This window comes from Alsobacter sp. SYSU BS001988 (assembly GCF_054796215.1).
Genome location: NZ_JBTAMK010000004.1, coordinates 161444 through 172913 on the forward strand (window position 1 = coordinate 161444; position 11470 = coordinate 172913).

Here is an 11470-nt window from a genome sequence, read left to right on the forward strand (position 1 = left end):
ACAGGCGTTCCATCCGTGCTCATCTGGGCGGCGCTCCCTTGGCGTTCCCGGATGACGCATGCAGCCCAACGCGCCCCGCGACTTCGACAGCCTCAAGACCGTCCTGATGGCCCGGCGGGGCGAGTTGCCCGCCCGCCTGCAGCAGGTGGCCGAGTTCGCGGTGTCGCATCCGGACGAACTGGCCTTCGGCACGGCCGCCAGCATCGCCCAGCTGGCGCGGGTGCAGCCCTCCACACTGGTGCGCTTCGCCAAGGCGGTGGGCTATTCGGGCTTCTCGGACCTGCAAAGCGTCTTCCGGCACCGGCTGCGGGACCGCTGGCCGGATTACGGCGAGCGGCTTCAGTCGCTGCACGACGCCAAGCCGGCCGCCGGCGACCCCATGGGGCTGCTTCTCGGCTTCGCCGAGACCGCCGCGGCGTCCCTGCAGCGGGTGCGCCAGACCATCTCCGGGCAGGACCTCGAGACCGCCATCGACATCCTGGGGTCGGCCGAAACCATCTATCTCGTCGGGCTTCGCCGCGCCTTCCCGGTGGCCGCCTACCTGGCCTACGCGCTTCCCAAGCTGGGCATCCGCAGCGTCCTGATCGACAATGTCGCGCATCTGGGGGCGGACCAGCTGTCGCATTCCGGCCCGCGCGACGCGCTGGTGGCGATCAGCTTCTCGCCCTACACGCCCGCCACCATCGAGCTGACCCGCGCGGCGGCCGGACGGGGCGTGCCCGTGGTGGCCCTCACCGACAGCCCGTTCAGCCCGCTCACCGAGCAGGCCGCGGTGTGGTTCGAGATCATCGAGGCCGACTACGCGGCGTTCCGCTCGATGTCGGCGACGTTCTGCCTGGCGATGACGCTGGCCGTCGCGGTCGGCGAGCGCCGGGACGAAGCGCGGTCCCGGCGCTCCTAGATCATGCTGCGCTTCGACGAAAACGTAGCATGATCTCGGTTGCTGGCGGTCGCATGCTTGGGCGCGAAAAGCCGGTGTCCGCCTTTTCGCGGCATGCTCCTCGGGCGAGGGCTCAGAGCACGGTCGTCCAGGGCGCGGGGACGAGCGCGTAACCCTTCCCGTCCTTGGCGATGTAGCCGTTGGCCGGGAACGGGAAGTGGAAGCCGGCCACGTGCATGCGTTCGGCCGCCGCCATGTCGAGCATCTTGTGGCGCGTCGCCCGGGCCATCTCGGCGTCCTGGTCGAACACGGCCGACCAGTCGGGATTGCGCACGAAGAGCGCCGGATGGTTGGTGACGTCCGACAGGATCATCAGCCGGTCGGAGCCCGACGCGACCGCGAAGATCGTGTGCCCGGGCGTATGGCCGGGCGCGCCGATCGCCGTGATCCCGGGGGCGACCTCCTTGTCCCAGTCGTAGCGCTTCACGTCCTTGGCGATCGGACCGAAGACGCGCCGCACGTTCTGGAAATTGCCCTTCAGACCATCGGGCGCCTGCGCCATCCTGGCGTCGTCCATCCAGAAGTCCCACTCCTTGGCGGGAACCAGGATCTCGGCCTTGGCGAAGCCCTCGATGCCCTCTTTCGGCCGGACGCCGTTGATGTGGTCGCCATGGAAATGGCTGATCACGACGGTGTCGATCGCCGCGGGATCGATGCCGGCGGCCTTCATGTTGGCGATCATCATGCCGTTGGTCGGCCCGCCGAAGCCGCCGAGGCCGGTGTCGAACAGGATCAGCTTGGAGCCCGTGTTGACGACCAGCACCGTAAAGGTGATCGGCAGCTCCTCGGGCGACATATAGGCCTGCTTGAGGGCGTCCTGGACGTCCGGCAGCTTGGCGTTGCGCACGAAGCCTTCGGTCAGCTTCAGGCGATTGATTCCGTCATGGATCGCGGTGATCTCGTAGTCGCCGACCTTGTAGCGGTAGGCGCCGGCGGTCTGCTGGCCGAGCTTGGGGGCGGCGGCCCGGGCGGAGGGCGCGACGGCGGCGGCGGCGAGGCCGGCGCCGGCGGCCATGAATGTGCGGCGGTCGATCGACATGCTGGGGACGTCTCCTCGTCTCGTCGCGGCCGGAGGCGGCCGCGACACGCGTCAAGTTAGGGCGCGCGGCCGAAACTTAACGGTCGAGAGGACGATGAACGTTCAACTTCACGTGAGAGGGTCGTCGCCGGACGGCGGGCGGCTCCCCGCCGGACCAGCCTCAGCCCCGTCCCACGAACGGCATCTTGGTCGCCATCACGGTCATGTTCAGCACATTCGCGTCGAGCGGCAGGTTGGCCATGTAGACCACCGCGCGGGCGACGTGATCGGCGTCGATGCGCGGCTCGGGCGCCATGGTCCCGTTCGCCTGCATGACGCCGCCCGTCATCCGCTCGGTCATGTCGGTGGCGGCGTTGCCGATGTCGATCTGCCCCACCGCGATGTCGTATTTGCGCCCGTCGAGCGCCGCCGACCGGGTCAGGCCCAGCACGCCGTGCTTGGTCGCCGTGTAGGGGGCGGAGTTGGGCCGCGGCGCATAGGCCGAGACCGAGCCGTTGTTGATGATGCGCCCGCCCCGGGGGTTCTGGTCCTTCATCACCCGGAAGGCGTTCTGGATGCCCAGGAACACGCCCGTCAGATTGGCGTCCACCACCATGCGCCACTGCTCGAAGCTGAGCTCCTCGAGCGGGATCGCCGGCGCGCCCGTGCCGGCGTTGTTGAACACGACGTCGACGCGGCCGAAAGCCTCGACCGTGGCGTCGAACAGCGCCCGCACGGAGTCCGGATCGGCCACGTCGGCAGGCTGGACGAGGGTGCGCGCGCCGGCGGGAGCCATCGCGGCCGACGCCTCGAGCGGCTCGCGGCGGCGGCCCGCCAGGACGACCGCATAGCCGTCCTTGAGAAGCGCGAGCGCCGTCGCGCGGCCGACCCCGGTCCCCGCCCCCGTCACGATGGCGACTTTGCTGCCTGCGCTCATGCCCGATCTCCCGATGCTCTTTCTTGCGATGCGCGCTCCCCGCGCAGCCGGCACATTGGCCGGGGCCTCGGCGGCGGGCAACCGCTTTGTCGCGGTCCGGCCGCCCGACCGCGAGCGCGGCCGGGAACCGCGCATGCGCTGATCGGTTGACTCGCCACAAGGACAACATCAGCAGGAGAATCGCATGCTTTCGAGACGGATCTCGACGTTCCGAAGCCTGGGCTTCGCCGTCCTGGCGTCCCTCGCATGCGCCGCCGCGACCGGCGCCCTCGCGCAGGCGCAGGTCAAGGACCCGAACATGCCGGATCCGAAGACCACCGTCCCGGAGAAGATCGACCCCCCGCTGAACCAGAGCCAGTCCGGCTCCGGCGCGGACACGACCGGGACGATCCGCGGCCGAACCCTCAGCGATCAGCTGAACAAGTCCGACGGCGTGATCAAGCCGCCGCCCGGCACGGATCCGGGCATCGCCGCGCCCGCGCCCGTTCCCAATCCCGGAACGACGCCGGTCATTCCGCCTCCCGGCTCGCCGGGCGGAAACCCCTCGGTCGATCCGAAGTGACCGGCGGCCTGGCGAGCGAACCGAGGCAGGAGGATGTCATGAGCGACGCGCATCCAGGCCCGACGCATCAGCGCGGGCTGCCCATCAACGAAACCGAGCGCCTGATCGGCTCCGACAAGGTCGAGGGCACGAGCGTGTATGACCGGCAGGGCAACAGCCTGGGGTCGGTCTACAACTTCATGGTCGACAAGGTGACCGGCAAGGTCGCCTACGCGGTCATGTCCTTCGGCGGCTTCCTCGGCATGGGAGAGCGCTACCATCCGATCCCGTGGAAGAAGCTCGACTACGACACCCGCATGGGCGGCTATGTGGTGGACACCACCAAGGAGGAGTTGGAGCGCGCCCCGAGCTATACGGCCGCCGAGACGCCCTGGAAGGACCCCGACTACGGACGCAGCGTCTACGACTTCTACCGCATCCCGTTCTACATGTGACCGGACCGGCGCCGGCGGACCCCACAGGGCTTCGCCGGCCGCCCTCGGCCAGCAGGGTTAACGAGCCCTCGCCGCAACCGCACAAACGCAACTCTTCAGATCTCGATTCAGAATACCATCCGACCGGATCATTCGGACAGTAATGGCCGGCTGATTCAAATTTGACGCATTTCCATCAGCGATCGATTGCAAGAGCCGGACAAGGATCATCCCGAACAAAGGGATGGTCATGTCTTTCTGGTCATTACTCCGCCGCACGCCTATACATGCCGCCGCCGCAGCCGTTCTTGCCCTTGCAGGCCTGGGTCAGACCGGGGCGGCCAGCGCCGGCGAGCGCCTGGCTTCGCTGCCCAACCCCGTGCCGCCCGCCAACGCCGCAGGCGCGGCCCGGCCCATCGCGGCCTGGCAGGAATTCTGCGCCAAGCGCCCGGCCGAATGCGCCATCGATGCGTCCGAGCCGGAGCGCGTCGCCCTGACGCCCACGGCGTGGAAGACGATCGTCGAGATCAACGCCCGGGTGAACCGGGTCGTGAAGCCGCTCACCGACATGGAGCACTGGGGCGTCGTCGACCGCTGGGACTTCGCCGAGGACGGCTATGGCGACTGCGAGGACTACCAGCTCCTGAAGCGCCGGCTGCTCGTCTCGGCCGGCTTCTCGCGCCGCGCCATGCCGATGACGGTGGTGCTGGACGAGAACAACGAGGGGCACGCGGTGCTGATGATCCGCACCGACCGGGGCGACTTCGTGCTCGACAACAAGCGCGACGACGTCCTGAGCTGGCAGGCCACCGGCTACGTCTTCGTCAAGCGCGAGAGCCAGCTGGAGACCGCGTGGGTCAGCCTGAACCACGTCTCCGGCGTGACCTCGACGGCCTCGCGGCGCTGACCGGGACCGCGCGGACGAGCTCCGCGCGGCGGGAGGGCGGAACGGGCGCGCCGCATGCGGGTTTCGTCGCATTGCGGCCCGGGTCTCCTGCCAGTAGAAGCAGAACCATGCTGCGCTACGCCAACCCGACCCTGTTCCTGGAGCTCGCCCGGAAGCTGATCCCCGGGTTCGCGACGCTGGGCGCCGTGCTGATCGCCGCCGCGCTCGCGCTGGTCGCGGCCTCGCCGGCCGACTACCAGCAGGGCGAGACGGTCAAGATCATGTATGTGCACGTGCCGGCCGCCTGGCTCGGGATGGCGTGCTACAGCCTGATGGCGCTCTCCGCCATCGGCACGCTCGTCTGGCGCCACCCGCTGGCCGACGTCTCGCAGAAGGCCGCCGCGCCGCTGGGCGCCGCCTTCACGCTGCTGTGCCTCGTCACCGGCTCGCTGTGGGGCAAGCCGATGTGGGGGACCTGGTGGGTGTGGGACGCCCGGCTGACCTCCGTGCTCGTGCTGTTCCTGATGTATTGCGGCGTCGTGGCGCTGTGGAACGCCATCGAGGATCCGGCCCGGGCCGCGCGCGCCGTCGCGGTGCTGACCCTCGTGGGCTTCATCAACATCCCGATCGTGAAGTTCTCCGTCGACTGGTGGAACACGCTGCACCAGCCGGCCAGCGTGCTGCGCATGGGCGGCTCGACCATCGACGCCAGCATGCTCTGGCCGCTGCTGGTGATGGCGGCCGGGTTCACCTGCGTCTTCGCCGCCCTCCACATGGCCGGGATGCGCAACGAGATTCTGCGCCGCCGCGTGCGGACGCTAGGGCTCCTGGCCGCCCAGCGCGAGCCGGACATCGGCGGCGCCGCGCCGGCCCTGGAGCATCCCTGATGGCCGCGCCTCACACCGGCTTCATCGTCGTCTCCTACGCGGCCGCCGCGGCGGTGTTCCTGGCTTTGGGGCTGCGCGCCTATCTGCAGCACCGGGCGCTGCGCGCCCAACTCGCCCGGCTGGAGGAGCGCGGCGCGCGCCGCCGGTCCGCCACGGCTTCGGGAGCCTAGGATGTCGCTCCAGCCCGAGACGCTCCCGTCGCCGTCGGAGCCGCAGGCCGACGCGCCCCGCCCGACCATGCGGCGCTGGGCCGTGCTGGCGCCGCTGGCGCTGTTCGCCGGGCTGGCCTTCCTGTTCCTGACCCGCCTCGACGGATCCGACACGTCGCGGATCCCCTCCGCGCTGATCGGCAAGCCCGCGCCGGCTTTCTCGCTGCCCCCGCTCGAGGGCCTCATGCGCGACGGACAGCCCGTCCCCGGCCTGTCGACCGCCGATCTCAAGGGCGGCGGCGTCACGCTGGTGAATGTCTGGGCCTCCTGGTGCGTGCCCTGCCGGGCCGAGCATCCCATGCTGGTCGAACTCGCCCGGACGCCCGGCGTGCGCCTGCTGGGCTTGAACTACAAGGACCAGGGCGAGAACGCCCGCCGGTTCCTCGGCGCGCTCGGCAACCCCTATGCGGCCGTCGGCGCCGACACGGCCGGGCGCGCCGCCATCGACTGGGGCGTCTACGGCGTCCCCGAGACCTTCGTGATCGCCCCGGACGGGACCATCGCCTACAAGCAGATCGGCCCGATCACGCCCGAGGCCATCGCCGGCCCGCTGGGCGAGGCGATCCGCAAGGCGGGCGCCGGCAAGTCCTGAGGCCGGCCGTCCGGCGAGCGCGGAGACCGCCATGGGGGAACAGACGATCCGTTCCAGCTTCGAGCGCCAGGCGGGGGCCTGCAGCGACCTCGGCTCCCCCTTCACGGCCGCCCTCTGCCGGCTGATGGCCGAGCGACTCGACCGGGGCAGCGCCTTCGGACGCCGCATCCTGGACTGGCCGGGACCGCCGGGCGCCGACGCCCTTCCGTTGCGCGCCGCCGGCGCGCTGCACGCCTTGGCGCGCCGCGGCTGCGAGCCGCTCGCCCGCCTGTACCCGCCAGCCCCGTTTCCCGGCCCTGACGCGCTCTGGGCCGGCGTTCAGGACGCGCTGGCGTCCCACGACCGGGAGCTCGCGGATTTCCTGGACAGCCCGCCCCAGACCAATGAGGTCGCCCGGTCCGGCGTGCTGCTCGGCGGCTTCCTGGTCCTCGCCCGGGAGACGCGAGCGCCGCTGGACGTCCTCGAGATCGGGGCCAGCGCCGGCCTGAACATGGGCTTCGACGGCTACGCCTATGAGTTGGGCCAAGCCGGGAGCCATGCGCCGGCGGGCGCCGGGGAGGACGCGCCGGTGCGGTTGGCCTGCGACTGGCGCGGCCTTCGCCTTCCGCCGCTCGACGCGCCCCTGCGGGTCCGCTCCCGCGCCGCATGCGACCAGAATCCGCTCGATCCAGCCGATCCGGCGGCCCGCGAGCGCCTCCTCGCCTATGTGTGGCCGGACCAGGCGCAGCGCCTCGCGCGTCTTGAGGCCGCGCTGGACGCCGCGGCGGCCGCGCCCTGGCGCGTCGAGAAGGCGGACGCCGCCGACTGGGTCGAACGGCGCCTCGCCGAGCCCCGCGAGCCGGGCGGATGTCGGGTCCTCTACCACTCCATCGTGTGGCAGTACCTGCCCCCGGCCGTCCAGGCGCGGATCCAGAACGCCATGGAGGAGGCCGGCGCCTCGGCTTCGAGCGAAGAGCCGCTGGCCTGGCTCCGGCTGGAGGCGGACGGCGACCCGCGCTCGGCGGGGCTGCGCCTGACGCTCTGGCCCGGCGGCGAGACGCGCCTGCTGGCGCGCGGGGACTTTCACGGCCGCTGGGCGGAGTGGCTGTAGAGCACGCTGCGAAAAGGTGGAAACCGGCTTTTCGCGCAAAAGCGTGCGACCACCAGGAAACGAGAGCATGCTCTCGGCGACGGGCGCCCGCCTCACTCCGCCGTCTTGGCCTCCTTCACCTCGTGGCGCAGGATCAGCGGCGTCTGCGACAGGGCGAAGGCCAGCGTCAGCGGCATGATGCCGAACACCTTGAAGTTCACCCAAAAGTCCGTCGTCTGCGTGCGCCAGACGATCTCGTTGATGGCCGCCAGCGCGAAGAAGAAGAGGCCCCACCGGAAGGTGAGCTTGCGCCATCCGGCGTCGTCGAGCTGGAACACCGTGTCGAGGACGACCGGCAGCAGGGGCCGGCCGAAGGCGAGGCCGCCCAGAAGCACGACGCCGAACAGCGAGTTCACGATGGTGGGCTTCAGCTTGATGAAGTGATCGTCCTGCAGCCAGAGCGTCAGCCCGCCGAAGACCAGCACCACCACGGCCGTCACCATCGGCATGATCGGCAAGTGGCGCGTCAGCGCGTAGGAGACCGCCAGCGAGACCAGCACCGCGGCCATGAACACGCCCGTCGCGATGAAAATGCCCGCCCGCTGGTTCGCCAGGAAGAAGATCACCAGCGGCCCCATCTCCAGCGCCAGCTTGAGGATGGGGTTGAGCTTGCGCATGCGCTTGCCTTCCAGCAGGCCAGGATCGTCGTTCGCCTGCGGGGTCGGAATGGGCTGCTCGGTCATGGTCTCGCTTTGCGTCGGGCAGGGACGGCGCCAGGCCGGGGCGGGGCCGCGCCGGGGCTTTTCGCGCCGACTTCTATCAGATCCTGCGGCGCCCGCGCCATCCTCACGCCTCGGCCTTCACCGGGCGCGTCATCAGCGCCTCGATGGCCTCGTCGATCCCGAGGTCGCCGGACAGCACCCGGTCCACGGCCGTCGCGATCGGCATCTCCACGCCGCGCGCCTGCGCCATGCCCACCAGCGCCCGCGCGGTGAACACGCCTTCGGCGAGCTTGCCGGCGCCCGCCTGGCCCGCCGCCATGCCGGCGCCGAGATCGAAGCCATGGGCGAAGTTGCGCGACTTCGCCGACCCGCAGGTCAGGATGAGGTCGCCCAGGCCCGACAGGCCCATCAGGGTCTCGGGCCTCCCCCCATAGGCCCTGGCGAAGCGCGACAGCTCGGCGAAGCCCCGCGCCGTCAGGGCGGCCTTGGCGCTCTCGCCCAGGCGCCGCCCGGCCACGATGCCGGCCGCGATGGCGAGCACGTTCTTGGCCGCGCCGCCGATCTCGACGCCCCTCATGTCGGTCCCGTGATAGACCCGGAACGTCGACGACGAGAGCGCCTTGGCCAGCGCCTCGGCGGCAGGCTCCAGCGGGGCGGCCAGGACGACGGCGGTCGGCAGGCCGCGCGCCACGTCCTCGGCGAAGCTGGGGCCGGACAGCACCGCCGGCATGGCGCCGCGCAGCAGGTCGGCCACGATCTCGGTCATGAACAGTCCGGTCGCGCGCTCGATGCCCTTGGCGCAGACCACCACCGGGACGCCCTGCTTGAGGACGAGCGCCAGCGCCTCCACGACCGACCGCAGCGCCTGGGCCGGAACGGCCAGCAGCACGGCGCGCGCCGCGCCCATCTCGGCCAGGTCCGCGGTGGGCTCGACCGTGGGGGCCAGCGGCGCGCCCGGCAGGCGCCGGGCGTTCTGGCGCGACGCCCGCATGGCCGCCGCGTCGTCCGGATTGCGCGCCCAGAGCAGCACCCGCCGGCCCTGCGCGGCGGCCGCGTTGGCGAGCGCGGTGCCCCATGCGCCGGCCCCCACCACCCCGATGGGGTCGAAAAGCGGCGGCGCGGCGGCGCTCACGCTCCGGCCTCCGCCAGGGGCCAGCGCGCCTTCGGGGCGACGCCCAGCCCGTCGATCATGCCCTTGCGGAACCGCTCCAGGCCGGCCCAGGCGATCATCGCGCCATTGTCGGTGCACAGCTCCATCGGCGGCGCGGCGAGCCGCAGCCCGGCTTCGTTGGCGAGGCGCTGCAGCGCCCGCCGGACCGCCTGGTTCGCGGCCACGCCGCCGGCCACGACCAGGGCGTTGGGCTTGCCGGCGCGTTCGCCGAAGAGCCGCAGCGCGACGCGGGTGCGGTCCACCACGACGTCGACGACCGCCGCCTGGAACGACGCGCAGAGATCCGCCACGTCGGTCGCGGTCAGCGGCGCGATGCGCTCGGCCTCGATGCGCACGGCGGTCTTCAGCCCCGAGAGCGAGAAATCGGCCGTCGGCCGCCCGGCGAGGGGCCGGGGCAGCGCGAAGCGCTCGGGATCGCCGCGCTCGGCCTCCCTCTCCACCTGCGGGCCGCCCGGATAGGGCAGGCCGAGCAGCTTGGCGGTCTTGTCGAAGGCCTCCCCGATGGAGTCGTCCATCGTGGTTCCGAGCCGCACATAGTCGCCCACGCCCCTGACCGCGAGCAGCTGCGTGTGGCCGCCCGAGACCAGCAGCAGCAGATACGGGAAGGCCACCTTGTCGGTCAGCCGCGCCGAGAGCGCGTGGGCCTCCAGATGGTTGACGGCGATCAGCGGCTTGCGGGCCACCAGCGCCAGCGCCTTGGCGGTCGTGAGCCCCACGATGACGCCGCCGATGAGGCCCGGCCCCGCGGCCGCCGCGACGGCGTCGACCTCGGACAGGCGCAGCCCGGCGCGCTCCAGCGCCCGCGCCACGATCCGGTCCAGCACCTCCACATGGGCCCGCGCCGCGATCTCGGGCACGACGCCCCCATAGGGCGCGTGCTCGGCGATCTGGCTCAGCACCTCGTTGGACAGGATTTCGGCGTCCCCGTCCTGGGTGGACCGCACCACGGCCGCGGCCGTCTCGTCGCAGGTGGTCTCGATGCCGAGAACGCGCATGTCGGGGTCCTTCGCCGGTTCCGGATCCGTGGAGGGCGCTGACTTTCGCGTCCCCGCACGACACCCTATAGTCCGCGCGGTCCGTGAAGGAAACGGCGGCTCACCGGAGACAATACGTTGGCGCAAGGCGATGTTCGGCTGCGGATCGGAACGCGTGGAAGCCCTCTGGCGCTCTGGCAGGCGCGCGAGGTGCGCGCCCGCATCCTGGCCGCCCATGGCTGGCCCGAAGAGGCGGTGGAGCTCGTCGTCATCAAGACGTCGGGCGACATGATCCAGGACCGCGCCCTGGCGCAGGCCGGCGGCAAGGGACTGTTCACCAAGGAGATCGACGCCGCCATGCTGGCCGGCGAGATCCATCTCGCGGTGCATTCCGCCAAGGACCTGCCGACCTTCTTTCCCGAGGGCGTCACGATCGCCGGCTACCTGCCGCGCGAGGACGTGCGCGACGCGCTGATCAGCGCCGGCGCCCGCTCCATCGAGGACCTGCCTCGCAACGCCGTCGTGGGCACCGCCAGCCTGCGGCGCGGGGCGCTGGTGAAGCGCCTGCGGCCCGACGTGAGCACGACGCTGCTGCGCGGCAATGTGGAGACGCGCCTGCGCAAGACCCAGGAGGGCGAGATCCACGCCACCCTGCTGGCCCTCGCGGGGCTGAAGCGCCTCGGCCTCGCCGACCGGGCCGCCGCCGTGCTCGACCTCGACGCCTTTCCGCCCGCCGTCGGGCAAGGCGCGATCGCGGTGACGGCCCGGGGCGGCGACGCCGCGGCGCTGGAGGCCTTCGCGGCCGTGAGCTGCGCCGAGACGGCCGTCGCCCTTTCCGCCGAGCGCGCCTTCCTGGCCGTGCTGGACGGGTCCTGCAAGACGCCCATCGCCGGCCACGCGGTCGTGGAGGGCGGGATGGTGCGCTTCCGCGGCATGCTGCTGCGGGAGGACGGCTCGGAGACCTTCGAGGCCGCCCGCGTGGGAGCCGTCGCCGACGCGGCGGGCCTCGGCGCGGAGGCCGCGCACGACATCATCGGGCGCGCCCCGGCCGACATCCTCGCCCGCGACGCCGGCCCGCGCTGATCCGCCC

Annotated in this window: 14 protein-coding genes; 9 read left to right on the forward strand and 5 right to left on the reverse strand. The window is 71.6% G+C overall.

Going from position 1 to position 11470, the window contains the following annotated elements; genetic code table 11:
* Window positions 1–58: 58 nt before the first annotated feature.
* Entirely contained in the window at window positions 59–901 is an 843-nt protein-coding gene (locus tag ACYVO7_RS10315) for a MurR/RpiR family transcriptional regulator (protein ID WP_460449744.1), read from the forward strand.
* A gap of 112 nt (window positions 902–1013) precedes the next feature.
* On the opposite strand, the gene ACYVO7_RS10320 is transcribed toward ACYVO7_RS10315, so the two are convergent.
* Window positions 1014–1979 carry an MBL fold metallo-hydrolase gene (locus ACYVO7_RS10320; protein WP_460449745.1) on the reverse strand — a complete coding sequence of 322 codons (966 nt, stop codon included), beginning with the start codon at window positions 1977–1979 and terminating at the stop codon, window positions 1014–1016.
* Window positions 1980–2139: 160 nt separating this feature from the next.
* Window positions 2140–2895, reverse strand: a complete 756-nt coding sequence (locus ACYVO7_RS10325; RefSeq protein ID WP_460449746.1) for an SDR family oxidoreductase — start codon at window positions 2893–2895, stop codon at window positions 2140–2142.
* 184 nt (window positions 2896–3079) lie between these two features.
* On the opposite strand from ACYVO7_RS10325, the gene ACYVO7_RS10330 reads away from it, so the two are divergent.
* From ACYVO7_RS10330 to ACYVO7_RS10360, 7 genes are all read left to right on the forward strand, one after another.
* Window positions 3080–3457, forward strand: coding sequence for a hypothetical protein (locus ACYVO7_RS10330; protein WP_460449747.1), 378 nt, complete (start codon window positions 3080–3082; stop codon window positions 3455–3457).
* A gap of 38 nt (window positions 3458–3495) precedes the next feature.
* Window positions 3496–3891: a PRC-barrel domain-containing protein gene (locus ACYVO7_RS10335; protein ID WP_460449748.1), complete on the forward strand. Its 396-nt coding sequence runs from the start codon at window positions 3496–3498 to the stop codon at window positions 3889–3891.
* Window positions 3892–4114: 223 nt separating this feature from the next.
* Complete coding sequence (locus ACYVO7_RS10340; RefSeq protein WP_460449749.1) at window positions 4115–4777, forward strand: transglutaminase-like cysteine peptidase; 663 nt, start codon at window positions 4115–4117, stop codon at window positions 4775–4777.
* 107 nt (window positions 4778–4884) lie between these two features.
* The gene (locus ACYVO7_RS10345; RefSeq protein ID WP_460449750.1) at window positions 4885–5643 is read left to right on the forward strand and encodes a heme ABC transporter permease; all 759 of its coding nucleotides are present in this window, start codon (window positions 4885–4887) and stop codon (window positions 5641–5643) included.
* Complete coding sequence (gene ccmD / locus ACYVO7_RS10350) at window positions 5643–5813, forward strand: heme exporter protein CcmD (protein ID WP_460449751.1); 171 nt, start codon at window positions 5643–5645, stop codon at window positions 5811–5813. Before ACYVO7_RS10345 ends, ccmD begins: the two co-directional genes overlap by 1 nt.
* 1 nt (window position 5814) lies before the next feature.
* On the forward strand, window positions 5815–6444 hold the full coding sequence (locus ACYVO7_RS10355) for a DsbE family thiol:disulfide interchange protein (protein ID WP_460449752.1): 630 nt from the start codon (window positions 5815–5817) through the stop codon (window positions 6442–6444).
* A gap of 31 nt (window positions 6445–6475) precedes the next feature.
* Window positions 6476–7534, forward strand: a complete 1059-nt coding sequence (locus ACYVO7_RS10360; protein ID WP_460449753.1) for a DUF2332 domain-containing protein — start codon at window positions 6476–6478, stop codon at window positions 7532–7534.
* A 92-nt stretch (window positions 7535–7626) separates the two neighbouring features.
* Here the strand turns inward: ACYVO7_RS10360 and ACYVO7_RS10365 are convergent, their stop codons facing one another.
* The 3 genes from ACYVO7_RS10365 to tsaD form a co-directional block, all read right to left on the reverse strand.
* Window positions 7627–8190 carry a septation protein A gene (locus ACYVO7_RS10365; protein WP_460449969.1) on the reverse strand — a complete coding sequence of 188 codons (564 nt, stop codon included), beginning with the start codon at window positions 8188–8190 and terminating at the stop codon, window positions 7627–7629.
* Window positions 8191–8359: 169 nt separating this feature from the next.
* Complete coding sequence (locus ACYVO7_RS10370) at window positions 8360–9367, reverse strand: NAD(P)H-dependent glycerol-3-phosphate dehydrogenase (RefSeq protein ID WP_460449754.1); 1008 nt, start codon at window positions 9365–9367, stop codon at window positions 8360–8362.
* The gene (tsaD, locus tag ACYVO7_RS10375; RefSeq protein ID WP_460449755.1) at window positions 9364–10401 is read right to left on the reverse strand and encodes a tRNA (adenosine(37)-N6)-threonylcarbamoyltransferase complex transferase subunit TsaD; all 1038 of its coding nucleotides are present in this window, start codon (window positions 10399–10401) and stop codon (window positions 9364–9366) included. Before tsaD ends, ACYVO7_RS10370 begins: the two co-directional genes overlap by 4 nt.
* Window positions 10402–10518: 117 nt before the next feature.
* Between tsaD and hemC the strand changes: the two genes are divergently transcribed.
* Window positions 10519–11463: a hydroxymethylbilane synthase gene (gene hemC, locus ACYVO7_RS10380; RefSeq protein ID WP_460449756.1), complete on the forward strand. Its 945-nt coding sequence runs from the start codon at window positions 10519–10521 to the stop codon at window positions 11461–11463.
* The last annotated feature ends 7 nt before the right edge of the window (window positions 11464–11470 follow it).

Bases quoted from the DNA above. Each gene is read 5' to 3' on its own strand.
- ACYVO7_RS10320 (WP_460449745.1), bottom strand. From the start codon at position 1,979: ATGTCGATCGACCGCCGCACATTCATGGCCGCCGGCGCCGGCCTCGCC.
- tsaD (WP_460449755.1), bottom strand. From the start codon at position 10,401: ATGCGCGTTCTCGGCATCGAGACCACCTGCGACGAGACGGCCGCGGCC.
- ACYVO7_RS10315 (WP_460449744.1), top strand. From the start codon at position 59: ATGCAGCCCAACGCGCCCCGCGACTTCGACAGCCTCAAGACCGTCCTG.
- ccmD (WP_460449751.1), top strand. From the start codon at position 5,643: ATGGCCGCGCCTCACACCGGCTTCATCGTCGTCTCCTACGCGGCCGCC.
- ACYVO7_RS10345 (WP_460449750.1), top strand. From the start codon at position 4,885: ATGCTGCGCTACGCCAACCCGACCCTGTTCCTGGAGCTCGCCCGGAAG.
- ACYVO7_RS10360 (WP_460449753.1), top strand. From the start codon at position 6,476: ATGGGGGAACAGACGATCCGTTCCAGCTTCGAGCGCCAGGCGGGGGCC.
- ACYVO7_RS10355 (WP_460449752.1), top strand. From the start codon at position 5,815: ATGTCGCTCCAGCCCGAGACGCTCCCGTCGCCGTCGGAGCCGCAGGCC.
- ACYVO7_RS10330 (WP_460449747.1), top strand. From the start codon at position 3,080: ATGCTTTCGAGACGGATCTCGACGTTCCGAAGCCTGGGCTTCGCCGTC.
- ACYVO7_RS10365 (WP_460449969.1), bottom strand. From the start codon at position 8,190: ATGCGCAAGCTCAACCCCATCCTCAAGCTGGCGCTGGAGATGGGGCCG.
- ACYVO7_RS10335 (WP_460449748.1), top strand. From the start codon at position 3,496: ATGAGCGACGCGCATCCAGGCCCGACGCATCAGCGCGGGCTGCCCATC.
- ACYVO7_RS10325 (WP_460449746.1), bottom strand. From the start codon at position 2,895: ATGAGCGCAGGCAGCAAAGTCGCCATCGTGACGGGGGCGGGGACCGGG.
- ACYVO7_RS10340 (WP_460449749.1), top strand. From the start codon at position 4,115: ATGGTCATGTCTTTCTGGTCATTACTCCGCCGCACGCCTATACATGCC.